The following is a 25,894-nucleotide window of genomic DNA, read 5'->3' as shown; positions in this document are numbered from 1 at the left end:
TTTTCATAAATACTATTGCATGATAAAAATTTATTCGTATTATTGCATAAGTAATCCGTAAGCACTTCATTTAGCGGATCATCCATTTCGAAAAAAATTACAATCACAACTACTCTTCAAAGATTCCAAACAATTAATTCAAATAACATTCATGTTTGATATTTCTGTATTAAAAGAAATGAAGCTGTCTGAGCTTCAAGATATTGCGAAAGCAACCAAAAAAATAAAGATTAACGGAGTAAAAAAAGAAGCCTTGATTTATCAAATACTGGATTATCAAGCAGCAAACCCTGAAGTTATTTCTCCTGCTCCGTCGGCTGAAACTGGAGAAACCAAATCAAAGAGAACCAGAATACTTCCGGAAAAAAAACCGAAAATTGTAAAAGAAGATAACAATACCCTTTTTTCTGAACCTAATCCGACTCCAGCAGAAGAATTACCCATTCAAGAAAAAAGGAAACCTATAGCAAAACCTGCAATTACTCCAAAACCAGCTATTAATACTACTCCCGATGCGGCAGTACCGCCAGTTCAAAAAGAACGAAAGCTGATAAAATTCAAGAAAAATAATTTTGATAAACCGCAAGCCGTTTCTGAGGAAATCGCTGAAAATAATACAGACGAGACAGCTGTAGCGACACAGCCAGCTGTTGAGACAGAAAATATTCCCGTTGAAAAGAATATTGAAAAACAGGCAAAACAACCGCAACAGCAAAACCCAAAGCTGAATCCGAACCAAAAAAATAATCCTAATGGAAACGGGAACCAAAATCCTAACCAAAACCCAAATTCGAATCCGAACGGTAATACAAATCCAAATTTCAAAGGCAACAAAAAAGTCAATTTTAGAGATGCTGATTTTGAATTTGATGGTATAATTGAAAGTGAAGGCGTTCTAGAAATGATGCCTGATGGGTATGGATTTTTGCGTTCATCAGATTATAACTATTTAGCTTCGCCTGATGATATTTATCTTTCTACTTCGCAAATACGCCTTTTTGGATTGAAAACAGGGGACACGGTAAAAGGTGTTGTCCGCCCGCCGAAAGAAGGAGAAAAATATTTTCCGCTAGTAAGAGTCCTAAAAATTAACGGACACGATCCGCAGGTTGTTAGAGACCGAGTTTCTTTTGAGCATCTGACGCCACTTTTCCCAGAAGAAAAGTTCAATCTGGCAGGAAAACAAAGCTCTATTTCTACAAGAATCATCGATTTGTTCTCTCCAATCGGAAAAGGACAAAGAGGTATGATTGTTGCGCAGCCAAAAACAGGTAAGACCATGCTTTTGAAGGATATTGCCAATACAATTGCTGCAAACCATCCAGAAGTATACTTAATCGTATTACTGATTGACGAAAGACCAGAAGAGGTAACTGATATGCAACGAAGTGTTAGAGGAGAAGTTATCGCTTCTACGTTTGATGAACCAGCTGACAGGCACGTAAAAGTAGCCAATATTGTTTTGGAAAAAGCAAAAAGGTTGGTAGAGTGCGGTCATGATGTAGTGATTCTTTTAGATTCTATTACGCGTTTAGCAAGAGCTTATAATACGGTACAGCCAGCTTCAGGAAAGGTATTGAGCGGTGGTGTTGATGCTAATGCACTTCAGAAACCAAAACGTTTCTTTGGTGCTGCAAGAAATATTGAAAATGGCGGTTCTCTAAGTATTATCGCAACGGCTCTGACCGAAACAGGTTCTAAAATGGACGAGGTGATCTTTGAAGAATTTAAAGGAACTGGAAATATGGAATTGCAATTGGATAGAAAAATTGCGAACAAGCGTATTTTCCCAGCAATCGATCTTACTTCTTCAAGTACGAGAAGAGACGACCTGCTTTTGGATGAAGGAACGATTCAAAGAATGTGGATCATGCGTAAGTATTTGGCTGACATGAATCCGGTTGAAGCGATGGACTTTATCAACGATCGTTTCAAGAAGACAAGAAATAATGAAGAATTCCTGATTTCGATGAATGACTAATTCGTCGAAATTTAAATAATAAAAAACTCCAATTTGCGAATTGGAGTTTTTTTATGCCTATTGTTTTTTGGTTGCGACTACAGCATACACCATAGGGATCTTGTTTCCTATGTGTTGGATACGATATTTCTTGGGTTCAAATTCTTCTGTCTTGTTGAAGCAATCATAAGGTGAATAATCGTATTCGTCAAAAGAACCTATTTCTAACTTGTTTTGGATAAGGCTGTTGAGAATTTCACTAATGGAATGATTCCAATTGACTGTCTTTAGGGCTACAGGCGCATTTTTATCCGCGTAAGTTCCGTTTACGGTTTCAATTATAGGCTCATCTTTGAAGTAATTATAGCCTATCTTGTCAAAATCATCATCAAACATCCATACGACTGGATGGAAATCTACCAATAAAAATTTGCCATCAGGTTTTAGGAATTTGTGGATGACTTTTGCCCATCTATCTAAGTCAGGCAGCCAACCGATGGTTCCGTAGCTGGTAAAAACAATATCAAATTCTTCATCAAGATGATCAGGAAGGCTATAGATATCGCAGTTTATAAATTGAGTGTCAATACCTAATTTTTCTGCCGTTTCTCTTGCTCTAGCAATTGCTTTGTCTGATAAATCAACACCTGTTGCTTTGGCACCCAATCTTGACAATGATAAGGTATCTTGACCAAAATGACATTGCAAATGCAGTACTTTTTTATCTTTAAGGCTTCCCAGCAAATCCAACTCAATCGAATTCAAGGAATTCTTTCCTTCTAAAAAACTTTTCTGGTCATAAAATTCAGAATCGATGTGGATATCAGTTTTTTCATTCCAAGTTTCTCTGTTTATATCTAAGTAATTTTCTTCCATCGTAAAATTTATTTTGCATAAATATATAAAAAAAGCCTTTCTGAACCATCAGAAAGGCTTTGTATTCTAAAGCTAAAAAAATTAGTTTATAATTACTTTTTTGGTAGCTGACTGATTATTAGAGGCTAACTTTAAGAAATAAAACCCAGAAGGTAAGTTTTCTAAAGTATATGTATTTCCTTGAGATGCCGGATTCTTAATTTCCTGCACAATCTGTCCGTTGATATTTATCAGCTGGATTCCATCCAGAACCATATCAGAATTGATATTGATTTTGTGGTCATTTGATGGATTTGGATAAACTGCAACAGCAGAAAGCGGGTTGAAATCTGGAGTAGAAAGCGACGGCCAACGATTTTCAGCTGCAGGACCTCCCCAAATTAATGTTGCCAAATACGGATTGTCAATAAAAGGATTTCTGTTTCCTTGACCATAAGTATTGCTCGCATTACCTAAATAAGTATTACGGTTGTCTTCATATTGCGAAACAGGATCTTCGGCATTCCATTGAAGGAACAAATCAATCATGTTGGAATCGCTTGCTACTGCTGTGCCAACGCCAACATTTTTTGGCAAGCAGCGATTGCCATATCTAAGATACATATACATCATCATTCGGGCAACATCGCCTTTCCATTCGTCGCCAGGATACCATGTCAAAGAAGTTATATCACGTGAATTTCCAGATCCTGCTACGAATTTTTCACTACCTCTATCGCCATTTCTTTGTACATCAGACGCTCTTAAATGGTGAGCATCTGCACCAGGCCCGGAAGTTCCTAAAGCCGGTGTTCCTAAAGATTTGGCATACGTGTGCTCTCTGTTCCATTGGCAGGTAGCGCCACCGCCATCGCTATTTTTATTTCTTCGTCTGTGATCGTTATCGTCTGCTTGTGATGAAGGACATATATTATTGCTGAATCCATACAGAAGCAAGACATTGGTATTTGTTGCGTCTTGCGGATCAAGGTCAATTATTTGGATGGCTTGTTCAGCATCGTCATAACTTAAAGTTTTGGTGTGGGTAGTGGTAATTTTTTGTGCAAGAGCTGTCTTCAAAGTATTTCCAGTCTGACTGAAATCGACTCCATTATAATAAGAGGCAGGGGCACCAGCTTGCGCAAATGCAAATGAAGCGGAAAGCATCATTGCAAAAGAGTAAAAGTTTTTCATTAAAATTAAATTTTGGACGACAAATGTAATTTGTTTTACCAATAGAATTTTAAAATTAACGTAATAATCGAATAAAAAAATGCCTGAAATTTAACAATCAGGCATTTTGTAAGATTTATATGTAAAAAGCAATTAGTTTATGATTACTTTCTTTGTTGTAGATTGGCTATCAGAAGTCAGTCTCAAGAAATAAAACCCAGAAGGAATATTTTCCACAGTATAGGTGTTGCTCTGTGCCGCCGGATTCTTGATTTCTTGCATAACTTGCCCATTGATGTTTACCAATTGAATTTCGTCCAATTGTACTTCTGAATCGATATTTATCCTATGATTGTTCGATGGATTTGGATATACAGCAATTATAGATAAAGTATCAAAAGAAGGAGTAAAAAGAGCATTCCCCCAAACTGTATTGACATATTCTGGATGATCAATATAAGGATTTCTATTTCCTTGGTGGGTATAGATTGCATTGTTGATAGCAATTTCTCGTGGGCTTACGGGATCTTGCTGATGCCATGTCAGTAGAATGTTTAGAAAAGTGCTAGAAAAAACTCTATTGCTTGAACCGTCAAACATTGCCTTTACTTCTGTTGTTGACGGAGCATTTGTATAAAGGCTGGGCATGTTGCTTTCATATCTGGTAGCAAAATAAAAATAAGCTCTTGCAATATCACCTTTGAATTCGTCTATAGGTTCAAAAACAGTTCCGGTAAATCCTGCAGAATAGCCAGAATTAAGATTAGGGCCTAATTTTGATCCATTTGTAGATGCCCATGTTGCAGTTCCTACTTTTCCAAAAGGGAAATTGTCGCGCTTGTTGTTGACATATCCGTCTGTTGGAAAAAGATGGTGCGCATCAGAATACATAGGGGCGGCAGAAGCAAAATAAGATTTAGGAATAACATGTTCTCTATTATAGCAGCTACCTTCGCCAGTATAACTTCCGCATTGATCAGAAGGCACTGAAAAAGTATAAGAATCTGTACCTCCAGGTTTCTCAGAATAGACATCTAGCAAAGTATTGTCGTTTTCGTAGTAATGATCCTTATATGCCGTGTTTTGGTATAATGTCCATAAGGCATCATAGGACTTGGGATTGTGGCCGTTGGAGATGATTGTTTTTAATTGGGTTTTTAAGGCATAGCCTGTACCTGTAGCATTATTGTAATATCCGGTTGGAATTTGGCCGTAGCCAAGGGCCACTGTAAGCAATAGTGCAAAAGCGTAAAAGTTTTTCATTAAATTAAATTTTGGACGACAAATGTAATTTGTTTTGCCAATAGAATTTTAAAATTTAACGCAATAATCAAATAAAAAAATGCCTGAAATTTTGACAATCAGGCATTTTGTAAGATTTATATGTAAAAAGCAATTAGTTTATGATTACTTTTTTTGTTGTCGATTGGCTATCAGAAGTCAGCTTTAAGAAATAAAATCCAGAAGGAAGATTTTCTAAAGTATAGGTATTGCTTTGTGATGACGGATTCTTGATTTGTTGCATGATCTGCCCGTTGATGTTTATCAGCTGTATTTCGTCCAATTGTACTTCTGAATCAATATTGATCTTGTGATTGTTGGAAGGATTTGGATATACTGCAATCGCTGCTAAAGATTCATAAGCAGGAATGGACAACGGAGTTCCCCAAACTGCAGTTACATAGGCATTATTGTCGATGTAAGGATTTCTGTTATTTTGGCGTGCATAAATGGCATTGTTTCTTGCAATTTCTTTAGCGCTAACCGGATCTTGCTGATTCCAAGTCAGTAAAATGTTTAAAAAAGTAGGAGAGAAGGCCCTTCCGCTTGAACCATCAAACATTACTTTTGATGTAGAAGAAGAGGAAGTATAGAAGCCTGCCAGTTGCGTTTCATATCGTGTTGCAAAATAAAAAAGCAATCGTGCAAAATCACCTTTATATTCATCAATAGGCTCAAAAACAGTAGCGCTATATCCTGCAGAATACCCAGAATTTAGGTTGTTTCCTAGTTTTGATCCATTTATAGACGTCCATGACGCATTTTGTACAACTCCAAACGGATAATCGTCTCTTTTTGCATTGACAACTTTATCTGTAGGCAATACGAAATGTGCATCTGCATACATTGGCAAGGTAGAATTACCAAAATAACTTTGCGGAACGGTATGCTCACGGTTAAAAAACACACACTCTTGTCCTGCAGGATCGGTTCCATTGTCTTGATTACCGCCGCTTGTAACTGGGCCAAAAGTAAAATCGCAATTAGAATACATATCCCAAACCTTGCCATTCGGCTTTACATCAGAAGTTTGGTACGTCGTGTATAAACCAGCATAACCACGATCATTGTGATTTTTTATAATGTTATAAAGCTGTGTTTTTAGAGTATATCCAGTACCCGTAGCAGAATTATAATAACCTGCCGGAGCTTGTGCAAATCCGATTGCGGCAAAGAGCAGGAATAAGAAAGTGTAATTTTTCTTCATGTTATGATTTTTTTTCTTCTTTTCGTTCAAACAACGCCATGTAGAATCCATCAAATCCTGACTCCGACGCCAAGATCTTCGTATCTTTGACAAAGGTAAAGTTTTTCCCTATATCCGTTGTTAAGAAACGTTTAACTTGTTCTTGATTTTCAGAGGGTAAGATAGAACACGTAGCATACACCATTTTTCCTCCCGGCTTTACTATTTTGGAATAGTTTTCTAAAACTTCAGCTTGTACTTTTCTGATATTGTCAATAAATTCAGGCTGTAGTTTCCATTTCGCATCAGGATTTCTTTTTAAGACTCCTAAACCGCTGCATGGCGCATCAATTAATACTCTATCTGCTTTTTCATGTAATTTCTTGATCACTTTTGTCGTATCGATAATTCGGTATTCGATATTAAAAGCACCATTTCTTTTTGCTCTTAGCTTTAATTGCTTCAATTTGCTTTCATATAAATCCATAGCAATCAACTGCCCTTTGTTTTCCATCAATGAAGCCATGTGAAGCGTTTTTCCTCCTGCACCAGCGCAGGTATCGACAACTCTCATTCCAGGTTTGACATCCAAGAATGCAGCGACTAATTGCGAACTGGCATCTTGTACTTCAAAAAAACCTTCCTTGAAAGCGTCTGTCAAGAAAACGTTGGCTCTTTCTTTCAATACCAATGCATCTGGCTGGTCTTTCAAGAAGTCTGTTTCTATGTCTTGGTCCATTAAAATAGCACGAAGCTTTTCTTTGGTGGTTTTTAGCGTGTTGACTCTCAAGATTACTTTTGCTGGCTGGTTTTGTGCCGCAATTTCTTTAGTCCATAGTTCTTCGCCAAGTTCTTTTACGCCCAATTCGTCCATCCAATCTGGAATAGATTCTTTATATTTTCGAACTTTAGAAAGCTCATCAAAACGGCCTTTTATTTTTCGCTCTGGAGTTCCTTCAAGCTGTCTCCAATCCGGAATCGGATATCCTCTAAGTACAGCCCAGACTGCAAAAATTCTCCAAAGGTTGTCTCTGTCAAAAGGTTCTCTAACTTCTGCGATTTCCATGTAGAGTCTTTTCCAGCGGACGATATCATAAATGGTTTCGGCTACAAATTTTCTATCGCTGCTTCCCCAACGCTTGTCTTTTTTTAAAGCTCTTGCTACGACTTTATCTGCATATTCTCCGTCATTGAAAATAGCGCTCAATGAATCGATAGTTGTATAAACTAAATTTCTGTGTAATCTCATTTTATGTAATTGATGTGCAAAGGTATCACATTTTTTGCTTGTTTGCCAATGTGTTTGTATGCGGAGTTATTGCATGAAAAAGGAGGCCTTTTTGGAGCCTCCTTTGTTATTTGTGAAATTAGGGTTTAGCCTCTTGAGCCTCCGCCTCTAGAACTAGAGTTGCCTCTTGAACTTCCTCCGTCATTGCTTCTTGACTGTTGCGGTGCACTTTGTCTAGGTGCTGAATTGCCTCTGCTGACATTTGTAGGCGCTGTATTTCGAGACGGCGCTTCCGCTCTTGACGTGTTTGTCCTTGTAGGTGCTTGCGTTCTTTGCGTTGAGCTGGTTCGCGTATTGCTTTCGACTCTTGCTGGCGCTTCTGTTCGAGCAGGACTTGTTCTTGTTGTTGAGTTTACTCTAACCGGAGTGCTTTCTGAACGTGTCGTATTTCTTGTTGAAGAATTCAAAGTACGGGTATCATTATTTCTCGTTTGAGTTGATGTCCTGTTTGTGTTTGAACTATTTCTTGTCGTCGTTGTAGAATTTCTAGTTCCAGATGTAGTTGTATTTCGAGTTACATTTGAAGCTCTAGTTCCTGTAACAGCTTGGTTTCTAGTTGATCCTTGACGGGTTTGAACTAATTCATGTCTGTTGCTCACATTGTTGTTTCTCTGAGTGAACGATCTGTCTGGGTGTTGTCTTTCGTATCCGTTAGAACGTCTCGTAGTGTACATGGCCTCGGCTCTTGAGCTTCTTCTCGTGCTTACATAGTTATAGTGGTTGTGCACGTTGATATGGTTGTGTACATGTCTGTGGTATCTGTAAACAGGATAAGGATTCCATGCATAATAGTAAGTCGGATAATAGCTCCAATACCAAGGAGAATAGTAAGGTCTGTAATAATTTGTCCAAAAGACATTAAAAATTACGGGTCTTGAAACATATACAGGCTCATAAATATAATTTGTACCGTACATATAGACATCTCCTACAACTTGGACCTGCACGTTATTATTGCCGTCTCTCTCCACTTCAATAGTTGCAACGTCTTGATACACATCGCGCTCTAATACCGATTGGATAATGATCAAGTGGGTATTGTTTTCTACGGTTTCAATGACTCTTAAGTAATCTACTTGATTGTCGCCGTTCAAGTCAAGATTAGAAATCTGTATTTTTGGGTCGTTCAGCCTTCTTTCAAAATCAGCCAAATCTTCAGAATCTCCAAAAATGGAAGCCACGGCTTTTAAGTCGAGGTTGTCACTGATGTCATTGCTGTTGGCAGTAACGGTTGTCCTGTCTTGTGCCTGAATTTGAATTGCAAATAAAAATGCAAAGAGGGCAGATGTTATTAATTTCGTTTTCATGATTTCTAATTATTTTAAGTGTTCTTGACTGATGTTTTTTTCTTTTGATTTGTAATAACCAATATCTGTGCCAAGATTTTTTAGGGCAATCAGTAAAGTTTTAAAAACCCAGTAGGAGTAAGGCCTGAGCTTTTCTTAAATAATTTTGAAAAATAAGCATAATCCTCATAACCCAAAGATTCGGCAATGGCCGAAAAACTATTTTTTGTGTGCAAGAATCTTCTTTTTGCTTCTAAGATAATCCGGTCTGAAATTACTTCAGAAGCTGTTTTTCCGATGACGGTTTTTGTAATCCTGTTTAAATGTTTCGGACTAATATTCATCCAATCAGCATATTGCGAAGGCGACTTTTCTGTGATATAATTTTTTTCAATCAAATCTTCAAATTGCTGGAATTTTTCAGAATAAGAATTGGATCGGATAATTTTCTGCGTATTTTCCTCAAGATATAATCTCGATAATTCTACGTAAATAATATCAATATAGCTCAAGATAAGCTGTTGCTGAAAATTCTTTTTGGTGTGATATTCTTCAAAAAGCTTTTGGAATAAAGCTTCCGTTTTCTTGCTGTTTTTTGCATCCAAAGCTAGATGAGGAGTGTTTTGAATCGAATAAAAAAAAGGGAACTGGTGCATTCTGTTGTGTGAATAATGCAAATCATAGAAATCAGAAGTATGCGAAAAAATATAACCGTCGATATCTTCTGAAAGTTCCCAATGGTGGGTTTTTCCTGGTGCCAAAAGAAAGACGCTTCCGGGCTTGATTTCATAGGAATTGAAATCAATTTCGTGCCTTCCAGAACCTTTCGTAAAAAGAATAGCCAAGTAAGAATTATGCTTGTGCGGTCGTGTTATCTTGCTATGATTCTCTAAAATGTGAGGAGGAATTCTATTGACAAAAAAATCTTTTTGTCCTTCGTCCAGCTTGAGCTGGCTGATGTCTAAAACGCTAATCATTTCCATGGAATAAATATACGAATAAATTTTAAAATGTCCGAATACTACAAATTTTAGCGTATTTACTCTATTGTGAAAGCTTGTCTTATTTCTGAACTTTGTCCTAATAAAACAATAAAGTCATGTCATTTTTAAAAAATGTAATTCAGAATAAATGTCCGAATTGCGGAAAAGGGAAAGTTTTTAAAACCAACGGGAATCCATTTTTGTTCCAAATGCCTGAAATGCACCCTGAATGCTCAGAGTGCGGGCATAAGTTTGTGAAAGAGCCAGGATATTTCTTTGGTGCGATGTACGTTAGTTACGGCCTTGCTGTTGCCGAAATGGTCGCTACTTTTTTTATCTCAAGATTATTTGTGACCAGTCTGGTTCACAGCCTTTTGTTTATCGTTGCAGCTGCTTTCTTGCTGTGCACGATTAATTTTAGGTATTCAAGGCTGCTTTGGATTTATATGTTTGATAGCAAGGCTAATGTTTGATTGGCTTTGCTGTTTTTTTCTTGAATTTTCGGCCATACCAGATTAAAAAGCCAGTAACAGGAAGCAGTCCGCAGATAAAAGTAGCTATAAATGCTAAGACTTTTCCAGGGAATCCTAGTATCGCGCCAACGTGGATGTCGTAATTGGCGGTGATTAGTTTTTCACCAAAATTCTTATCAGCATGATTTCTGTTCAGCAGCATTTCTCCTGATTTCTGCGCAAAGCGCATCTGATGCGAAACATAGTAGGTGTTTTCATTTTGCTGTACGTAAATATCGACAGTTGCTAACGAATCCGCAGGTTTTCCTAGACTGAAAGCATCGGCATCGGGATAAGCCAACTTTGTTTTTTCTAAGGCAGTTTCCATTACATTGGAAATTTTCGGAAGATTTTTGTGTGCTTCTTTTGTAACTATTTCTGGCGGATTAGTAGTTCCAGAACCTGCAACATAAACAAGATCGTGAAACCATGAGAAGGCCCAGACCATTCCTGTAAAGGCGATAATCAATGCAATGGTAGCGATATAAAATCCAAAGATGTTGTGGATGTCATAGTTTTTTCGTTTCCACTTCGTGGTTTCTTTCCATTGGAATTTAAACCGCTGTTTACGAGCCGCCTTGTTTTTGGGCCACCATAAAATGATTCCTGTAATAAGCATTATCACAAAAATAAAGGTTGACCAGCCTACAATTTGCTGGCCAAGACCTATTTCTAGCAATAAGCTCCAGTGGATGTATTTTACGATGTTGAAAAAGTCCATTTCTTCGTCGTAAATAGCCAAAATTTCTCCAGAATAAGGATTTACATAAATTGATTTGTAATAGTCGATTGCTCCGAAGTAGGTGATAGCATCGTCATTTCCTTTGTAGCAACCAAAAATCCATGCTTTTTCAGGATTATTAGAGACTTTTACGTTAGAAATTTTAATTGAGGTGCCAATTTTTTGCTGCGTATCGTCCCACAGTTTTGAAATAGGAATCGTATTCGGCTTTACTTCCGAAACATACATTGCGTCTTTGCGGAGTGCTTCTGTAATCTCAACGCTAAAAACATAAATACATCCAGTAACGGACAGTAATAAAACAATCGAGCCAGAAGCCATTCCGAGCCAGAGGTGTATTTTTCCAATCCAATGCTTAAAGCCGTATTTGTTTTTCTTTGCCAATGATTTATTTTTTTGCTTTTTTGTTTCTTCTTCCCCAGAAAATTATAAATCCGGTTACAGGCAAAGCTGCTGCAAATAGGCTCAATATAAAAGCGATTATTTTTCCGGTTATTCCGAAGAACTGTCCGGTATGCAATCCGTAATTCATTTCTTGAAGCTGCGTTCCCGGATTTTTATTTTCGTATAAATTCGAACTTAAAAGCTGACCGGTTTTGGGATGGAAATCTAAATTGGACTGATGGTCAAAGTCCATCGCATCTGGATACGAACCTGTTATGATTGCTGCCTTTTCGCCTTGATACCAGACAAAAAACATTTCGTCGTCAGGCTTAATCTTGAATGCTTGTGAAAGTGCAATATCCATAGGATTTGCTTTTGAAGAAGAGGTTAGCGTAGTATCAATTGCTGGAGAAAAATCGTCTTTTGGATTGTCTTGCCCAAGATTTCCGACAAAATACATTGTCTTGTGCATCCATTCATAGGAAAAAGTGAGGCCTGTCAAAGCAATGACCAAGACAAACAGTGAGATATAAAATCCAGTCACGTTGTGCCAGTCGTAATTCACGCGGCGCCATTTGGCTTTCCACTTGATTTTTATTCTGTTTTTTAAGTCTTTGCGTTTCTTCGGCCACCACAATATGATTCCAGAGAGGAGCATCACAATAAAAATAATAGTTGAGATTCCGACAATATGTTTTCCGATTTCTGGCGGCAGCCAAAGGTGCATGTGTAGGTCTTCTACGATGGCAAAAAAATCATCTTCGATGCTTTCCTGCTTCAAAAATTTTCCTGAATATGGATTGAAATATAAATTGTAGGGTTTGTCGTTAATGCTTGAATACACAATTGCAGGCCTGTCTTTTCCGTAAAAGACAATCATGTCTGCGGTAGCTGTTGGAAAAAGTTCTTTTGCTTTTGATTGCAATTCTGAAGCTAAAACATACGATTTGCTTTCAACTTTCACTTTTCGATAGTCTCTTGTCAAGTCTTTAATCTCGTCGTGAAAGCAAAAGATAGAGCCGGTGATGCTCACTATAAACACAATAAGCCCGGAGGTGAGTCCGAGCCATTTGTGTAAAAATCGTATGCTTTTTTTGAAATTCATCTAGAATTTATACGACACGCTTCCCATGAAAGTTCTTGGCGCTTGCACATTGATTGTCGTATAACCATTAAAATACAATTCATCAGTAAGGTTGTTTACCTTTAATGAAAGCCTGTATTTTGGTTGGTCATAATACAATGCCGCATTGATGACTGCGTAAGATGGCAATGAAAAAGTCTGTACATCGGCGCTATTGCCAGAGCTTAATGGATTTCTGTTATAGATAAATGTCTTGTCGGCATAATTTCCTCCAAAACCAAAGCCTAGACCTTTCAATTTTGAGGCTTGTAAGCTGTAGCTGATCCAGTAGTTGACCATATTTTCAGGGCCTGCGGTTTCTGGTCTTAGTCCGTTTACATCTGCATTGGCATTGTTTAGCTTGCTGTTATTGAACGCATAACCGATGATGAAATTTAAGCCAGGAATTGGATTGGCAGTGATTTCAGCTTCAAAACCTTTGCTGGTTTGGTTTCCATCTTGAACGCTAGTGTTTGCTAACTGTCCGGTTCTAAGAATGTCTTTTACTTCAATGTTGTAATAGCTAAAAGTCGCGCTTACTTTGTTTTGGAATGTATTGATTTTTACCCCAGCTTCAAACTGATTGGCTTGTTCTGGATCGAAAGCTTTCAATTGAGGCGTTCCATTTACATCGGCTAATTGATAACCAATATTTTTAAAGCTATTTTGGTAGTTCCCAAAAACAGAAACTTGGTCTTTTATAATTTGGTACACGGCACCGAATTTTGGAGACAAGGCATTTTGTGAAAAAGCACCAGAAGTCGTATTGGCTGCCGGGTCAAAATTTCCTTCATTGTTATAGTGGTCAAAACGCAATGCAGCCGAAAGGATTAATCGGTCTGTAACATTAATTACGTCAGAAATATAGGCACTGTATGTTGTCAAAGAACTGTGTGTTTTGTAATGTGTTCCTTGGGCAAACAAAGCCTCAGCTGCTTGCGGCGTAAAATTATAATAGTTGTCGTTTGCGCCGGCGTAATTTACGGTATCAAAATAGAAGAAGGTCGGCAGATAACCATAACCAACTTTGCTTTCTGAGCGGTAGATATCACCGCCAAGCAAGAATCTATTTTTCATTCCGAAAATTTCGAATTCTCCGTTGAAATTTTGCTGGAATTCGATAATGTTATCTCTTCCGTCGATGTTCCATACGTTTCTCGACATTTCGTTATTTCCTAGTAAGTAGAACCAAGTTTGAGGCCCGACAGATTGGTTCGAACTGGTACTAAAAACCGTCTGAGATTTCCAGTTATCCGACATTTGGTAGTTAGCTTGTGCGAAAATGTTGGCTGTTTTTGTATTCATCATAAATTCATCGCCTACGAATGATCTTTTCCAGTTCATCTTGATATCATCTGCACTGTGAAGGCCTAAGCTGTTTGGAGTTTGGCCAAACGGAATATAAATCAGAGGCATTGAGGAAGCGTCTACATTTGATAGTTCCGCATCAATAGAAATAGAAAGCTTTTCGTTTACCTGATAAGAGAATGACGGAGCGAAAAAGTAGCTTCTTGTATGTCCGTAATCTTGAAAGGTATTCGCATTATTGTAAGCCGCATTTACTCTTAATAAAGCGGTATTGTCATCGTTGATTGGAGTGTTGATATCAGCAGTCACGCGGTTTAAACCGTAGCTTCCTGCTTGATACGAAATTTCTCCGCCAAAGTTATCATACGGCTTTTTTGTTACTCTGTTGATCAAACCTCCGTAGGAAGTAAGCAAGCTGCCAAAAAGTGTAGCTGAAGGACCTTTAACACTTTCTAGCCTTTCTAAGTTGGAAGCATCAACATTATTCGTGATTTTTCCTGCAATACCATTTCTTAATAAGCTTTGCGTAATAAATCCGCGTGAAGAAAAGTAAGAGCCTCCATCACCAACACGGCCAGTCGAAGCCCATAATTGGTACAATCCAGGAATGTTTTTTAGAGCTTCATCTTGATTGACAACCAATTGGTCTTTCATCAATTCTTTGGTAACTACGCTATACACTTGAGAATTTTCAAGATTTTTGATGGGCATTTTTGAAACATAATTACTTTCAGATTTTGTATATCTGTTGATGTTTCCTGTAATAACGACTTCTGCCAAAGTCTCATTCTTGTTGTTCAGCGAAATGTTTTCTAAAGCAGTTGTTTGGTTTTCTACGATAGTAAACGGAACCTCTTTAGAAGTATATCCCACGAAAGTAACTTTCAAGACATAGTCGCCGGTTTTTATATTTTTTATTTCAAATTTACCTTCAGAATCCGTTTGGGTTCCGAATCTAGTACCATTTACAGTAACGGTAACCGATTCAAGCGGTGTGTTGTCTGTTGAGGCAATTTTGCCAGTTACTATGCCATTTTGCGCGAATGAAATCGTACTGAAAAAGACACTGACAAGTAATGTCATTATTAATTTATTCATTTTGAATAAGATTTAGATTAGATTTAAATGCTGTGCAAAAGTAATTCGCAAAAGACAAGCAAGCAAGACTTATTTAGAATTAATACAAATAAAATAAACGATTTATCGTTTGAAAGAAAAATATAGATAAGAATTATGATAATCCTTTTTTTAGCTACAATGTGATAGAAAAAGTTCAGACATTTCCTTAATTATTTTTTATATTGATTTGGATGTTTGGAAATATTATAGCGTTTATTTTTATGCATAATAATCATGATTTGTATTTTATCGGATTTTTTTGCAGTTGGCTGATTGTCAATAATAATTTCTAAAAAAACTGTTTATTTCTTTTGTTTCTTTGCAACCTATAACCAAAATACCATGAAAAACATACTATATATTTTATTGCTGCCGCTACTGTTTTCAGAATGTAAGCATGAAATAAAATCAGAGAAAAGTGATTATTTTTCAAGTGTAACTATAGATACTCTTTTGCTAGACACGATCAGCATTAGAGCGATTATTGCTGACAATGGCAAGATTTGGTATGCTGCCGATAAAGGAAGGTATGGATATTACGATATTGCAACTAAAGAAAAATTTCAAGAAACGATTTCAAAAGACAGCATCAACCCAGAATTTAGGAGCATTGCCAAAAACAGCGGTTCTATTTTTATGATGAGTGTCGGTACTCCAGGATTGCTTTATAAAGTAGCGAAAGACGGTTCCGAAACAAAACTTGTTTATAAAGACGATAACGAAAAAACGTTCTTCGATTCCATGCAGTTTTGGAATGATAAAGACGGTATCGCGATAGGGGATCCTACAGATAGCTGTTTTTCGGTAATTATCACGAGAGATTCTGGAAATACATGGCATAAGATACCCTGCAATAAGCTTCCTAAAATTGTTTCAGGCGAAGCGGCTTTTGCAGCAAGCAATACTAATTTAGTCGTAAAGAATAATATTGCTTGGATTGTTTCGGGAGGAAAAAAAGCTCGAATTTTTTATACTTCTGATAAGGGAGATTCTTGGGAGGTTTTCAATACTCCGATTGTCCAAGGCGAAGCTATGACTGGGATTTTTTCAGCCGATTTTTATGACGAGAATATAGGGTTTGCTGTAGGCGGTAATTATGAAAAGCCGGAATTGAATTCCAAAAACAAAGCACTAACTATAAACGGAGGAAAAACTTGGACGCTCATTGGAGAAAACACAGGTTTTGGTTATGCTTCCTGTGTTCAGTTTGTTCCGGAATCGGGCGGAAAACAAATCGTAACCGTTGGGCATTCGGGATTGTATTATTCTTCAGACAACGGATCCACCTGGAAGCAATTTTCTAAAGACAAAGATCTTTACACGATCCGCTTTATCGATAACCATACTGCGATTGCTGCTGGAAAAAACAAAATCATCAAGATTCAATTTAAAAAATAAGGCCCTATTTTCTTGGGCCTTTTTCTTTGTATTGTCTTAATAATTTTCTGTTGAAATCATCTTCTGCCTTTTTTAATTTCAGGATTTTTACAGGGCTTATAATCGATTTCAGACTGCTGACAAGCTTTCTTCTATTTTGGAATAGTTCTTCTTCATAATCTTCCATCTGATTGATTACAACTAATGCTTCTTTATCAGACATAGAGTCAATTCCTTCGATTTTTTTGCCTAAAGCTCGCATTTTCTGATGCTTTAATTCAAATTGTTTTTCATCGAAAGAATTGTAAACAGGCCAGAATTTTGCAGCTTCATCAGAAGTCAAAGACAATTCGGTAGTTATAAAGGCTGTTTTTAAGGCCTTGATTTGCTCTCTTTTATCGTTACCTTGCGCAGAAGCGGATAAGGCAAAAGCAAGCAAAATAAGCGTAAATAGATTTTTCATAATTATTCGGTTAAGTAGTTTTCTAAATTAGTATTGTCAGACAAGGCACTTTCAACTACGGCATCATCAACCTTTAAGTCAGATTCCAAGGCTTCGATATCTTCTTTGTCCAGCAGATTGATTAAGTCATATTGACTGATAGTGGATTGATAAGCCAGATAATTTTCCATAGTTTCCTCATCAACTGATGTGTTGCCTGTGTCGGTCTTGTTCAAGAAAGGAATTGAGATTCCTAAAATTAAAACCGCTGCGGCAGCCACAAACCAATTTTTCCTTCTTTGGAAAATTGAAATTACAGGTTTTTCCTCCTTAGCGATTTTCGCAAGCATCTGTTCCGAAAAATTCTCAAAATATCCGTCCGGCGTCTTGAATCCAGACTTTATTTTTGGCGAGTTTTCTAAATTAAATGAGTTCATGTTCTTTTGACTTTATAAATCTAAAAAGGTTTAATTTTTAAGCATATATTCTTCGATTTTCTTCACGGCATGATGGTACGAAGCTTTTAACGCGCCAACCGAAGTTCCTAATATTTCCGACAGTTGTTCATATTTTAGTTCCTCGAAATACCGCATCTTGAAAACCAATTGCTGTTTTTCGGGCAAGGTTGTGATTGCTTTTTGAAGCTTCAGTTGAATCACATCACCTTCAAAATAAGAATCGGCTTTTAAGCTTTCTATCTGCTTTTGCTGAAAATTCTCGCTGGTCATTCCATTACGCTTGGCTTTAGCATTCAGAAACGTTATTGCCTCGTTCGTCGCTATCCGATAAAGCCAGGAGAATAATTTGCTTTCTCCTTTAAAATTTGCCAGATGCTGAAAAACCTTTACGAAAGTGTTCTGCAGCACGTCATTAGCATCATCATGATTCAGAACAATGTTTCGGATGTGATTGTACAACGGTTTTTGATAAGTAGACAACAGCAACTGAAACGCTTTATTCTGCGTTTTTGGATTCAAAAGATCTTTTATGAAAGTCTGTTCGTCGAGCAAAAGCAATTTTTATTGATAAGACTAAAGATAAGCGAAAAGGTTTAATCACAATATGCATTAGCTCACTTTTGCTAAAAAGAAAAGCCCAGACAATGCTGGGCTTTGTATAAAAATGGTATAAATTATTCGATGACTTTAGCTTCTCGAACTGCTGGTTTGGCAGCTGGTTGCGCTGGAGTTTTCGCCTTTGGAGTAGTTGTCGTTGCTGGAGTTTTAGTCACAGGAGAAGTAGTAGCAGCCTCGTTTGTAGGAGCAGGAACTGTTGTAGCTTCTGCGGGAGCTGAGCTTCCAACCGGTACGTAAATTTCGGTAACCCATTTTGAAGGGTTTTTGACTTGCGATGCAGAAACTGAGTATACTTCAATATAGCTTCCTGATTTATTTTCCGTCAAATTGTTCTTCTTGATATGAGTAAAAGCTTTATCCCAAGCCTCTTTGCTGTGTGAATAATCACCATTCAATGTTGTTTTTAAAGCTCGGAAAGGCTCTAGTTTTCCGCTAGTATAATCGCTTCCTTCGGCAGTAAAAATCTCATCACGCATCGGCAGGCATACAGAAAAGCTTGCTTTGTTATTAGGAACGTCATAAGTGTCATATAATACAAAAGGACTTCCTGTCAGCGTGATATTATTCTCTTTAAAAAAGCGCAACATGCTTGGCAGCACAAGGCTTACATTTTTTTGGACCTCTGGAATTCTACAAGTTATTTTTTGCTGGAAGTAATAACCGCCAGTCTTTTGGACAACGCCGTCTACTTTTATAGAATACGTATTGATTTCATATGAGATGACCTTGTCTAGTTTGGCTAAAGTTCGTTCCTGCACATCGCCGACCATTTTTGCACTGCCGCCTTTTAAGACTGCATAAGCTTTTGCCATGAAACTTAGTTTTCCTTTGGAATGCCATGTCACTTTTGTGCCTCCGACAGTATCCTTAAAAGTCAAGTAAGCTTTACCTTCATTGCCAGAAAAAATTACTTTTTGAGCAATGCTATCATTTTCTTTTTCAAATATTGTTTCTGTCTTTCCTTCGCCAGAACTGCCTTTCCAAGAATAAGAAGCTCCTTTTCCAATCGTAGTATCTGAATAGGTAAACTGCATGTTCGGATCGTCATCTTTCCATGCTCCGAAATCTTCCCAATTTTTATAATCGTTGACATAGCTGAAAACAACTGATTTTTGTGCTTTGATAACTCTGCTTCGCTCTGTTTCGAATTCTCCAGGCTGTGTTGCCACATAAACAGTCAGTCCGATTATAGCAAGAAGCAGTAACAGCAATATGTATTTCAGTATTCTCATAAAAATTTATTTTTAGGCGTTTTTCCTTTATGCAAAAGTAAGAAAAATTGTTTGCAATCAATTGATCCGAAGCCTTGCATTTAGTTCCATGAAGAAATCGTTATATTTGTTTTTTAATAGTAAATAACCAAAATTTAGAATATGAAATTAAAAACCATTGCAGGGATATTTCTTGCATCGGCATTTCTTGTTTCTTGCGGAAAAGAAAAAGAAGAGTCGAAAGAAGTCGCAGCAAACACAGAGGATTTTCAATACGAAGTCGAGCAGTTTGCAGATATAAAAGTATTGCGTTATCAAGTTCCGGGTTGGGAAAATCTTACCCTGAAGGAACAAAAATTAGTGTATTACCTGACGCAAGCAGGTATGGCTGGCCGCGATATTCATTGGGATCAAAACTACAAGCACAATCTAAAAATCAGAAAAGCGCTAGAAAATATCTACCAAAACTACAAAGGAGACAAGGCTTCAGAAGATTGGAAAAATTTCGAAATCTATTTAAAAAGAGTTTGGTTTTCTAACGGAATCCACCACCATTATTCAAGCGATAAAATCAAGCCTGATTTTACAAAAGACTATTTCCAAAAATTGCTTTCAGAAACTAAAACCACACTGGCTCCAGAAGTCGTAGAAATTTTGTTTAACGATCAAGATGCCAAAAAAGTAAATCTTGACGAATCAAAAGGATTGCTTGCTGGTTCGGCTGTCAATTTTTATGATAAAGGGATCACTGATAAGGAAGCAGAAGCTTTTTACAAAACTAAAAAAAGTCCAGATGCTGAAAGACCATATTCTTTCGGATTAAACTCTAAATTGGTTCGCAATGCGAATGGACAGATTGAAGAAAAAGTATGGAAAAGCGGCGGTATGTACGGACCAGCAATCGATAAGATTATCTATTGGTTAGAAAAAGCGCAAGGAGTTGCGGAAAATAAAAAACAAGGCGATGCCATTGCGTTACTGATCAAATATTACAAAACGGGTGATTTAAAAACTTGGGATGATTACAATATCGCTTGGACAGAAGCTACAGAAGGAAATATCGATTATATTAATGGCTTCGTAGAAGTGTACAATGACCCGCTAGGCTATAGAGGTTCTTACGAATCTGTGGTGCAGATCAAAGACTTCGACATGTCTAAAAAGATGGAAGTAATTTCTAAAAATGCCCAGTGGTTTGAAGACAATTCGACGCTTATGCCGGCTCATAAAAAGAAAAATGTTGTAGGAGTTTCTTATAAAGTTGTTGTCGTGGCTGGTGAATCGGGTGATTCTTCGCCAAGTACTCCAATTGGAGTCAATCTTCCAAATGCAGATTGGATTCGTGCTGAACATGGCTCAAAATCAGTTTCATTAGGGAATATAGTAGATTCGTATAACCATGCTGGAGGTTCTGACCGTCTGAAAGAATTTGCAAACGATAAAGAAGAAATCGAATTGGAAGAGAAATATGGAGAAGTAGCAGATAAATTACACACAGCTTTACACGAAGTTGTCGGACATGCTTCTGGCCAAATCAATCCGGGTGTTGGAACGCCAAAAGAAACCCTAAAAAGCTATGCTTCGACTTTAGAAGAAGGAAGAGCTGACCTAGTTGGTTTGTTTTATCTGTACAATCCAAAATTGCAAGAATTAGGTTTGGTTGACGATTGGAAGAAAGTCGGAACGGCAGCTTACGACGGTTATATCCGAAATGGATTGATGACACAATTGATTCGTTTGGAGCCAGGTGCTGATATCGAAGAAGCGCACATGAGAAACCGTCAGTGGGTGAGTGCTTGGGTTTTTGAAAAAGGCAAAAAAGACAATGTAATCGAAAAAATTACTCGTGACGGAAAAACCTATTTCAATATTACGAATTATGAAAAACTTCATGAATTGTTCGGACAGCTTTTGAAAGAAACTCAGCGAATTAAATCAGAAGGAGATTTTGCTGCTGGAAAAGCATTGGTAGAAAATTATGGCGTAAAAGTTGACCAGAAATTACACAAAGAAGTTTTGGATCGAAACAAGAAATTCAAATCGGCTCCGTATAGCGGATTCGTAAATCCTGTTTTGGTTCCTAAGATGGATGACAAAGGAGAAATCACTTCTTTTGAAATTCAACAGCCAAAAACTTTTGCAGAACAGATGCTTTACTATTCTAAAACGTATGGTTTCCTTCCTGAAGAAAACTAAAAAAGAAATAGAAGTTTAAAAAGAAACGCCCCGAGAAATCAAGGCGTTTTTTTAATGCTTGAGATAAACTTTTATGACAAATAATAATCCGATGAAAGCTAAAAAGCCTAATAAAACTAAATAGCTTTTTTTGTAAAATATCTTGTGCAGCTTCAGATCTTTTCGGTAGGCGTAAATCATTGCTACTAGAAAAGCGATGACAAAGAAACCGGCAAAAGTCCATTGACCTTGAGTAAACATAGTGTATAAGTTTTTATGCAAAAGTAGTTATTTGTACTCAAAAGTCAGTATTTTGCAGTACCATTTAATTTTTGAAGATTATGCAGAAACAACTCAACGCAGTAAAGGAATTTCACCAGGCATTTGGGCTTGGAGTTAGTGAAACTCCCAAAGGAAATCTAGGCGAAAGCAAAAACATGCTGCGCTACAATTTGATGAAAGAAGAAAACGAGGAATATCTTGAAGCAGTACAGAATGACGATAAGGTTGAAATAGCCGACGCTTTAGGCGATATGCTTTATATTTTGTGCGGTACGATAATCGAGCACGGACTACAGCATAAAATCGAAGAAGTTTTTGACGAAATCCAGCGCAGCAACATGAGCAAATTAGGAGAAGACGGAAAACCAATCTACCGCGAAGACGGGAAAGTGATGAAAGGTCCGAATTACTTCAAGCCTGATTTTTCCCTAATATTGAAATAAAAAAAAATCCCGAAAACACTTTCGGGATTTTTTTATGAATTATACAAAAACTAGGAAATATAAGCCCGCCCAAACTGAAATAAAAAACAATCCAGGATAAACGACTGTGCTTAAATTCTGTTTTAAATTTTTCTTTACAAAAGCTAAATATAAAAGATAAGCAACAAACGCAATTAAAAGCCCGATGGTAATAAATGGATACAGCATATTCTTATATTTTTAAAAGTTTCTAAATCTTAACGGTCCAGCCAAAAGTATCTTCTTCCAATTTATATTGGATATTGGTCAATTTGTCTTTCAATTTCAGAGCAACCGAATCTTCTAGTTTTGGAAGCTCAAAATATTCATCTTTATAAGAGAAACCAACAATAGGATTGATTACTGCTGCAGTTCCGGCACCAAAAATTTCTTTTAAAGTTCCGTTTTTTGCAGCTTCTACAAGTTCCCAAACCAAAACAGAACGAACTTGTATGTCGATTCCTTCTTTTTCTGCCAGCGCTATGATGCTTTTTCGAGTGACACCGTCCAAAATCCTTTCGCTTGTCGGGGCCGTAAATAAAGTATCATTAATTCTAAAGAAAACGTTCATTGTTCCTGCTTCTTCCAGCTTGGTATGCGTGGCATCGTCGGTCCAGATAATTTGCTGGAAACCTTGCTCATTTGCCAGTTTCGTCGGATAGAATTGAGCAGAATAGTTTCCTGCTGCTTTTGCAGCGCCAATTCCGCCATTTGCGGCACGGCTATAATGTTCTGCAATAATTACCTTCACTTCGCCAGAATAGTATGCTTTTGCAGGCGAAAGGATAATCATAAAACGATATTGTGAAGAAGGAGCAGCAACAACGCCTGTTCCGGTTGCAATCATAAAAGGACGTATGTATAAGGTATTTCCTTTCCCTTTTTTAACCCAGTCTTTTTCGATTTTCAAGATTTCATGCAGTCCGCCTAAAAATACCTCTTCAGGAACTTCTGGCATTGCCATTCTTTTGGCGGATTTGTTGAAACGATCAAAATTTTCATCTGGCCTAAAAAGCCAGACATCATCATTATTGTCTTTATAAGCCTTCATACCTTCAAATATGGCCTGTCCGTAATGGAAGACTTTTGCAGAAGGATCAAGAAGAAAAGGCTCATAAGGCTTGATGGTCGGTTTTTGCCATTTTCCGTCCTTGAAATCACAAACCAGCATATGATCTGTAAAGATGTTTCCAAAGACAAGATTATCAAAATCAATATCATTAATTTTTGTAGATGAAGCTCTAACTATATCGATTTCGTTATTGGTGCTTAGATTCATTTGGTTGAGGTTAGTTTAGGTTGTAAAATATTGAAAATCAAATTATTGAATGGTTTTTGTTTGATGCTAATTTTCAATAAATCTTAATGTTGCTAAATTAATAAAATTTGGAAAGTTTTGGTGCAAAAAAGGAATTATCTTCCTCAGAATTGCCACTTTTCTAAAATTAATTGTTTACGGCTTAAAATCTTATATAATTAGCAATAAAACCTAAAATTTATTAATTATGAGGGTTCATGTTATAGTGAAATCGCTATTTTTGTAGCAGAAATTAAAATCTATCCTACATGAAGAATATATTCGTTTTGGCTTGCTCACTGATGGTTTTGGCAAGCTGTGCTGACAAAAAAAATGAAACAGAAAAAGTCGAGGAAACAATGGAGACTCCTACAGATAGCGTTCCTAAAACCGATTCAGTTGCAGTAGCTCCAGTTGAAAATGAGCAGATTGCAGAAGTTGAAAAAGCCACTAGCTCTGAAAAAGAAATTGAAGTCGTTCCTGCCAAAGAAGTCAAAGTAGCGTATGCTTCTTTTGGAGATAAGATTGCGGCAGATAAAGCATTGACCAAAGAGCAGATGCTTCAAAAATATAAATCCATGAAAAAAGGAGATACGATTGCAGTAAAGTTCAAATCAAAAATCAACTCTGTATGCAAGAAAAAAGGATGCTGGATGAAAATGGAATTGCCTAATCAAGCGGAATCTTTCGTGCGTTTTAAAGATTATGGATTTTTCGTTCCATTGAACGCAGATAGCCAAGAGGCGGTTGTTAGCGGAAGAGCTTTCGTTGACGAAGTTTCTGTTGCCGAATTGAAGCACTATGCTAAAGACGGAGGGAAATCTCAAGCGGAAATCGATAAAATCACAGAGCCAAAAATTACGTATGCTTTCCAAGCCGATGGGGTTTTAATCAGTAAATAATGAAGAATTACCTTTTAATTTTCTTTGGAATCATTGTGATTTCTAGCTGTAATAAGAAGGAAGAAATAAAGCCTGTCGCTAAAAAAGAAGCTCCTGCAAAAACAGATGCAAAAGAGTTCGAAATGTATGAGATGTCAGAAATGGCAGCACTTATGGAACAGATGTATGTCGACAACCAGCGTCTGAAAGAGCGTATCAAAAATGGCGATACAATAGGCAAGTTTCCTTCGCACTTTTTAGAAATCCACAAAAGAGCAATGACGGACGAAACTGAAAATGATGCCTTTTTCAAAGAACAGGCTGCCATTTTTATCAAGGCTCAAGAATTGATCTATGAGGATCCTAAAAATGCAAAAGCACATTTCAATAAAGCGGTTTCTGCCTGTGTTGCCTGTCACGAAGTAAAATGCAGCGGGCCGATTCCAAGAATTAAAAAGTTATTTATTGAATAATGAAAAGAGAAATTATCCAGACATCGGATGGTTCGACCTCAATTTTGCTCCCTGAGTGGAATGAGACGTATCATTCAAAGTTTGGGGCAATACAAGAAGCAAAACATGTATTCATAAAAAACGGACTTTCCTTATTCAAAGGTCAGTCCGTTTCTATTTTGGAGATTGGTTTCGGAACCGGACTCAATGCCTTCATAACGTATCTGGAAGCTAAAGATCTTGGGCAGAAAATAGAATATACGGGAATTGAAGCCTATCCTGTTTCAGAAGAAGATGCTTCAAAGATGAATTATGTCTCGGAACTCGATGCAGAAAAGGATAAAGCTGTTTTTCTGAAAATGCATCAGTCAGAATGGAACGAAAAAGTATTTCTAGCTCCTAATTTTTTATTAGAAAAGCAAAACATAAAGTTTCAAGAGATTGCAGATGAAAATAAATACGACCTGATTTATTTTGATGCTTTTGGGTATAGAGTCCAGCCTGAACTGTGGAGCCTAGAAATTTTCCAAATCATGTTCAAGGCTTTAAAAAGAGAAGGAATCTTGGTTACGTATGCCTGTCGCAGTTCTATAAAAAAAGCGATGGTCGAAGCTGGTTTTGCAGTCGAAAAATTAGCAGGCCCTCCTGGAAAGAGAGAAATGCTGAGAGCTAGAAAGTTAAGTTAGATTCCAGTTTTGCAAATCGGAAAGAAAAATGTTAATTAATACAATACTTTATATCAATTAACGTTTTTTTATGGAAATGCAGTATTTAATTTCTGTAAATTTACAAACGTTCTTACAACAATAGTAACCTCCAAATTAAATTTTCACTATGACAAGACCTATGTTTGCTTATACGAAATCTATTCTTGAAAGAGTGAGTTTCGATCCTTTGTTGTTTTGCAAAGAGCTTGAAAAAGCAATACGATCATTGCTTCCTTATGAAATTGAGCAACTAACGGAATGGCTTTTAAGCTACACAGTCGAAAAACCAGAATTAAAAGAATGTTTATTAATCGTTAACAGATAAAGAAAAGG

25 protein-coding genes are annotated in these 25,894 nt (G+C 37.1%); 9 read left to right on the top strand and 16 right to left on the bottom strand.

The genetic code is table 11. The annotated features are described in order from the left end of the window. The first annotated feature begins 151 nt into the window (after window positions 1-151). A complete protein-coding gene (gene rho, locus OLM56_RS14635; RefSeq protein ID WP_264527510.1) occupies window positions 152-1,981 on the top strand; it encodes a transcription termination factor Rho in 1,830 nt (609 codons plus the stop codon). A gap of 57 nt (window positions 1,982-2,038) precedes the next feature. Here the strand turns inward: rho and OLM56_RS14630 are convergent, their stop codons facing one another. From OLM56_RS14630 to OLM56_RS14600, 7 genes are all read right to left on the bottom strand, one after another. Further along, a complete protein-coding gene (locus OLM56_RS14630; protein WP_264527509.1) occupies window positions 2,039-2,836 on the bottom strand; it encodes a class I SAM-dependent methyltransferase in 798 nt (265 codons plus the stop codon). An 81-nt stretch (window positions 2,837-2,917) separates the two neighbouring features. Further along, window positions 2,918-4,009, bottom strand: coding sequence for an endonuclease (locus OLM56_RS14625; protein ID WP_264527508.1), 1,092 nt, complete (start codon window positions 4,007-4,009; stop codon window positions 2,918-2,920). A 132-nt stretch (window positions 4,010-4,141) separates the two neighbouring features. Further along, complete coding sequence (locus OLM56_RS14620; RefSeq protein WP_264527507.1) at window positions 4,142-5,251, bottom strand: endonuclease; 1,110 nt, start codon at window positions 5,249-5,251, stop codon at window positions 4,142-4,144. Between the two features lie 133 nt (window positions 5,252-5,384). Further along, the gene (locus tag OLM56_RS14615) at window positions 5,385-6,476 is read right to left on the bottom strand and encodes an endonuclease (RefSeq protein WP_264527506.1); all 1,092 of its coding nucleotides are present in this window, start codon (window positions 6,474-6,476) and stop codon (window positions 5,385-5,387) included. A 1-nt stretch (window position 6,477) separates the two neighbouring features. After that, on the bottom strand, window positions 6,478-7,704 hold the full coding sequence (locus tag OLM56_RS14610) for an RsmB/NOP family class I SAM-dependent RNA methyltransferase (RefSeq protein WP_264527505.1): 1,227 nt from the start codon (window positions 7,702-7,704) through the stop codon (window positions 6,478-6,480). A 125-nt stretch (window positions 7,705-7,829) separates the two neighbouring features. Further along, entirely contained in the window at window positions 7,830-9,050 is a 1,221-nt protein-coding gene (locus OLM56_RS14605) for a hypothetical protein (RefSeq protein ID WP_264527504.1), read from the bottom strand. Between the two features lie 89 nt (window positions 9,051-9,139). After that, entirely contained in the window at window positions 9,140-10,012 is an 873-nt protein-coding gene (locus OLM56_RS14600) for a helix-turn-helix domain-containing protein (protein ID WP_264527503.1), read from the bottom strand. A 116-nt stretch (window positions 10,013-10,128) separates the two neighbouring features. On the opposite strand from OLM56_RS14600, the gene OLM56_RS14595 reads away from it, so the two are divergent. Further along, entirely contained in the window at window positions 10,129-10,485 is a 357-nt protein-coding gene (locus tag OLM56_RS14595; RefSeq protein ID WP_121374527.1) for a DUF983 domain-containing protein, read from the top strand. Here the strand turns inward: OLM56_RS14595 and OLM56_RS14590 are convergent. The 3 genes from OLM56_RS14590 to OLM56_RS14580 are packed head-to-tail and all read right to left on the bottom strand — an operon-like array spanning window position 10,475 to window position 15,179. After that, window positions 10,475-11,650 carry a PepSY-associated TM helix domain-containing protein gene (locus OLM56_RS14590; protein ID WP_264527502.1) on the bottom strand — a complete coding sequence of 392 codons (1,176 nt, stop codon included), beginning with the start codon at window positions 11,648-11,650 and terminating at the stop codon, window positions 10,475-10,477. The two genes, OLM56_RS14595 and OLM56_RS14590, sit on opposite strands and share 11 nt — an antisense overlap. Window positions 11,651-11,654: 4 nt before the next feature. Then, the gene (locus OLM56_RS14585; RefSeq protein ID WP_264527501.1) at window positions 11,655-12,755 is read right to left on the bottom strand and encodes a PepSY-associated TM helix domain-containing protein; all 1,101 of its coding nucleotides are present in this window, start codon (window positions 12,753-12,755) and stop codon (window positions 11,655-11,657) included. Further along, entirely contained in the window at window positions 12,756-15,179 is a 2,424-nt protein-coding gene (locus OLM56_RS14580) for a TonB-dependent receptor (protein ID WP_264527500.1), read from the bottom strand. A 363-nt stretch (window positions 15,180-15,542) separates the two neighbouring features. On the opposite strand from OLM56_RS14580, the gene OLM56_RS14575 reads away from it, so the two are divergent. Beyond that, on the top strand, window positions 15,543-16,598 hold the full coding sequence (locus OLM56_RS14575; RefSeq protein ID WP_264527499.1) for a WD40/YVTN/BNR-like repeat-containing protein: 1,056 nt from the start codon (window positions 15,543-15,545) through the stop codon (window positions 16,596-16,598). Window positions 16,599-16,602: 4 nt separating this feature from the next. Here the strand turns inward: OLM56_RS14575 and OLM56_RS14570 are convergent, their stop codons facing one another. The 4 genes from OLM56_RS14570 to OLM56_RS14555 all read right to left on the bottom strand — a co-directional run bounded on the left by OLM56_RS14570 (window position 16,603) and on the right by OLM56_RS14555 (window position 19,327). Continuing rightward, window positions 16,603-17,040, bottom strand: coding sequence for a sensor of ECF-type sigma factor (locus OLM56_RS14570; protein WP_264527498.1), 438 nt, complete (start codon window positions 17,038-17,040; stop codon window positions 16,603-16,605). Window positions 17,041-17,042: 2 nt separating this feature from the next. Continuing rightward, complete coding sequence (locus OLM56_RS14565; protein WP_264527497.1) at window positions 17,043-17,456, bottom strand: hypothetical protein; 414 nt, start codon at window positions 17,454-17,456, stop codon at window positions 17,043-17,045. Window positions 17,457-17,486: 30 nt separating this feature from the next. Continuing rightward, window positions 17,487-18,029 (bottom strand): RNA polymerase sigma factor, encoded by a 543-nt coding sequence (locus tag OLM56_RS14560; RefSeq protein ID WP_264527496.1) that lies wholly within the window; start codon window positions 18,027-18,029, stop codon window positions 17,487-17,489. Between the two features lie 122 nt (window positions 18,030-18,151). Continuing rightward, window positions 18,152-19,327 carry an SRPBCC family protein gene (locus OLM56_RS14555; protein ID WP_264527495.1) on the bottom strand — a complete coding sequence of 392 codons (1,176 nt, stop codon included), beginning with the start codon at window positions 19,325-19,327 and terminating at the stop codon, window positions 18,152-18,154. 141 nt (window positions 19,328-19,468) lie between these two features. On the opposite strand from OLM56_RS14555, the gene OLM56_RS14550 reads away from it, so the two are divergent. After that, on the top strand, window positions 19,469-21,502 hold the full coding sequence (locus OLM56_RS14550; protein ID WP_264527494.1) for a dipeptidyl peptidase 3: 2,034 nt from the start codon (window positions 19,469-19,471) through the stop codon (window positions 21,500-21,502). A gap of 51 nt (window positions 21,503-21,553) precedes the next feature. Here the strand turns inward: OLM56_RS14550 and OLM56_RS14545 are convergent, their stop codons facing one another. Next, entirely contained in the window at window positions 21,554-21,742 is a 189-nt protein-coding gene (locus tag OLM56_RS14545; protein ID WP_264527493.1) for a hypothetical protein, read from the bottom strand. Between the two features lie 80 nt (window positions 21,743-21,822). On the opposite strand from OLM56_RS14545, the gene OLM56_RS14540 reads away from it, so the two are divergent. Then, window positions 21,823-22,206, top strand: coding sequence for a nucleoside triphosphate pyrophosphohydrolase family protein (locus tag OLM56_RS14540; RefSeq protein ID WP_264527492.1), 384 nt, complete (start codon window positions 21,823-21,825; stop codon window positions 22,204-22,206). 229 nt (window positions 22,207-22,435) lie between these two features. On the opposite strand, the gene OLM56_RS14535 is transcribed toward OLM56_RS14540, so the two are convergent. Further along, entirely contained in the window at window positions 22,436-23,503 is a 1,068-nt protein-coding gene (locus OLM56_RS14535) for a branched-chain amino acid aminotransferase (RefSeq protein WP_264527491.1), read from the bottom strand. 287 nt (window positions 23,504-23,790) lie between these two features. Between OLM56_RS14535 and OLM56_RS14530 the strand changes: the two genes are divergently transcribed. The 4 genes from OLM56_RS14530 to OLM56_RS14515 all read left to right on the top strand — a co-directional run bounded on the left by OLM56_RS14530 (window position 23,791) and on the right by OLM56_RS14515 (window position 25,886). Then, window positions 23,791-24,423, top strand: a complete 633-nt coding sequence (locus tag OLM56_RS14530; RefSeq protein ID WP_264527490.1) for a DUF4920 domain-containing protein — start codon at window positions 23,791-23,793, stop codon at window positions 24,421-24,423. Continuing rightward, window positions 24,423-24,875, top strand: a complete 453-nt coding sequence (locus OLM56_RS14525) for a hypothetical protein (RefSeq protein ID WP_264527489.1) — start codon at window positions 24,423-24,425, stop codon at window positions 24,873-24,875. Before OLM56_RS14530 ends, OLM56_RS14525 begins: the two co-directional genes overlap by 1 nt. Continuing rightward, window positions 24,875-25,540, top strand: coding sequence for a tRNA (5-methylaminomethyl-2-thiouridine)(34)-methyltransferase MnmD (gene mnmD, locus OLM56_RS14520; protein ID WP_264527488.1), 666 nt, complete (start codon window positions 24,875-24,877; stop codon window positions 25,538-25,540). Before OLM56_RS14525 ends, mnmD begins: the two co-directional genes overlap by 1 nt. Window positions 25,541-25,688: 148 nt before the next feature. Continuing rightward, entirely contained in the window at window positions 25,689-25,886 is a 198-nt protein-coding gene (locus OLM56_RS14515) for a hypothetical protein (RefSeq protein WP_121374514.1), read from the top strand. Window positions 25,887-25,894 lie beyond the last annotated feature (8 nt).

This window comes from Flavobacterium sp. N2550, assembly GCF_025947265.1.
Classification (GTDB): Bacteria; Bacteroidota; Bacteroidia; order Flavobacteriales; family Flavobacteriaceae; genus Flavobacterium; species Flavobacterium endophyticum.
Note: the sequence above shows the minus strand (reverse complement) of the source record. Positions and strands in the feature narration are given on the sequence as shown.

What these genes read in the sequence shown, in the direction of transcription:
- rho (WP_264527510.1), top strand. Translation starts at nt 152, where the DNA reads ATGTTTGATATTTCTGTATTAAAAGAAATGAAGCTGTCTGAGCTTCAA.
- OLM56_RS14630 (WP_264527509.1), bottom strand. Translation starts at nt 2,836, where the DNA reads ATGGAAGAAAATTACTTAGATATAAACAGAGAAACTTGGAATGAAAAA.
- OLM56_RS14625 (WP_264527508.1), bottom strand. Translation starts at nt 4,009, where the DNA reads ATGAAAAACTTTTACTCTTTTGCAATGATGCTTTCCGCTTCATTTGCA.
- OLM56_RS14620 (WP_264527507.1), bottom strand. Translation starts at nt 5,251, where the DNA reads ATGAAAAACTTTTACGCTTTTGCACTATTGCTTACAGTGGCCCTTGGC.
- OLM56_RS14615 (WP_264527506.1), bottom strand. Translation starts at nt 6,476, where the DNA reads ATGAAGAAAAATTACACTTTCTTATTCCTGCTCTTTGCCGCAATCGGA.
- OLM56_RS14610 (WP_264527505.1), bottom strand. Translation starts at nt 7,704, where the DNA reads ATGAGATTACACAGAAATTTAGTTTATACAACTATCGATTCATTGAGC.
- OLM56_RS14605 (WP_264527504.1), bottom strand. Translation starts at nt 9,050, where the DNA reads ATGAAAACGAAATTAATAACATCTGCCCTCTTTGCATTTTTATTTGCA.
- OLM56_RS14600 (WP_264527503.1), bottom strand. Translation starts at nt 10,012, where the DNA reads ATGGAAATGATTAGCGTTTTAGACATCAGCCAGCTCAAGCTGGACGAA.
- OLM56_RS14595 (WP_121374527.1), top strand. Translation starts at nt 10,129, where the DNA reads ATGTCATTTTTAAAAAATGTAATTCAGAATAAATGTCCGAATTGCGGA.
- OLM56_RS14585 (WP_264527501.1), bottom strand. Translation starts at nt 12,755, where the DNA reads ATGAATTTCAAAAAAAGCATACGATTTTTACACAAATGGCTCGGACTC.
- OLM56_RS14580 (WP_264527500.1), bottom strand. Translation starts at nt 15,179, where the DNA reads ATGAATAAATTAATAATGACATTACTTGTCAGTGTCTTTTTCAGTACG.
- OLM56_RS14575 (WP_264527499.1), top strand. Translation starts at nt 15,543, where the DNA reads ATGAAAAACATACTATATATTTTATTGCTGCCGCTACTGTTTTCAGAA.
- OLM56_RS14570 (WP_264527498.1), bottom strand. Translation starts at nt 17,040, where the DNA reads ATGAAAAATCTATTTACGCTTATTTTGCTTGCTTTTGCCTTATCCGCT.
- OLM56_RS14565 (WP_264527497.1), bottom strand. Translation starts at nt 17,456, where the DNA reads ATGAACTCATTTAATTTAGAAAACTCGCCAAAAATAAAGTCTGGATTC.
- OLM56_RS14555 (WP_264527495.1), bottom strand. Translation starts at nt 19,327, where the DNA reads ATGAGAATACTGAAATACATATTGCTGTTACTGCTTCTTGCTATAATC.
- OLM56_RS14550 (WP_264527494.1), top strand. Translation starts at nt 19,469, where the DNA reads ATGAAATTAAAAACCATTGCAGGGATATTTCTTGCATCGGCATTTCTT.
- OLM56_RS14545 (WP_264527493.1), bottom strand. Translation starts at nt 21,742, where the DNA reads ATGTTTACTCAAGGTCAATGGACTTTTGCCGGTTTCTTTGTCATCGCT.
- OLM56_RS14540 (WP_264527492.1), top strand. Translation starts at nt 21,823, where the DNA reads ATGCAGAAACAACTCAACGCAGTAAAGGAATTTCACCAGGCATTTGGG.
- OLM56_RS14535 (WP_264527491.1), bottom strand. Translation starts at nt 23,503, where the DNA reads ATGAATCTAAGCACCAATAACGAAATCGATATAGTTAGAGCTTCATCT.
- OLM56_RS14530 (WP_264527490.1), top strand. Translation starts at nt 23,791, where the DNA reads ATGAAGAATATATTCGTTTTGGCTTGCTCACTGATGGTTTTGGCAAGC.
- OLM56_RS14525 (WP_264527489.1), top strand. Translation starts at nt 24,423, where the DNA reads ATGAAGAATTACCTTTTAATTTTCTTTGGAATCATTGTGATTTCTAGC.
- mnmD (WP_264527488.1), top strand. Translation starts at nt 24,875, where the DNA reads ATGAAAAGAGAAATTATCCAGACATCGGATGGTTCGACCTCAATTTTG.
- OLM56_RS14515 (WP_121374514.1), top strand. Translation starts at nt 25,689, where the DNA reads ATGACAAGACCTATGTTTGCTTATACGAAATCTATTCTTGAAAGAGTG.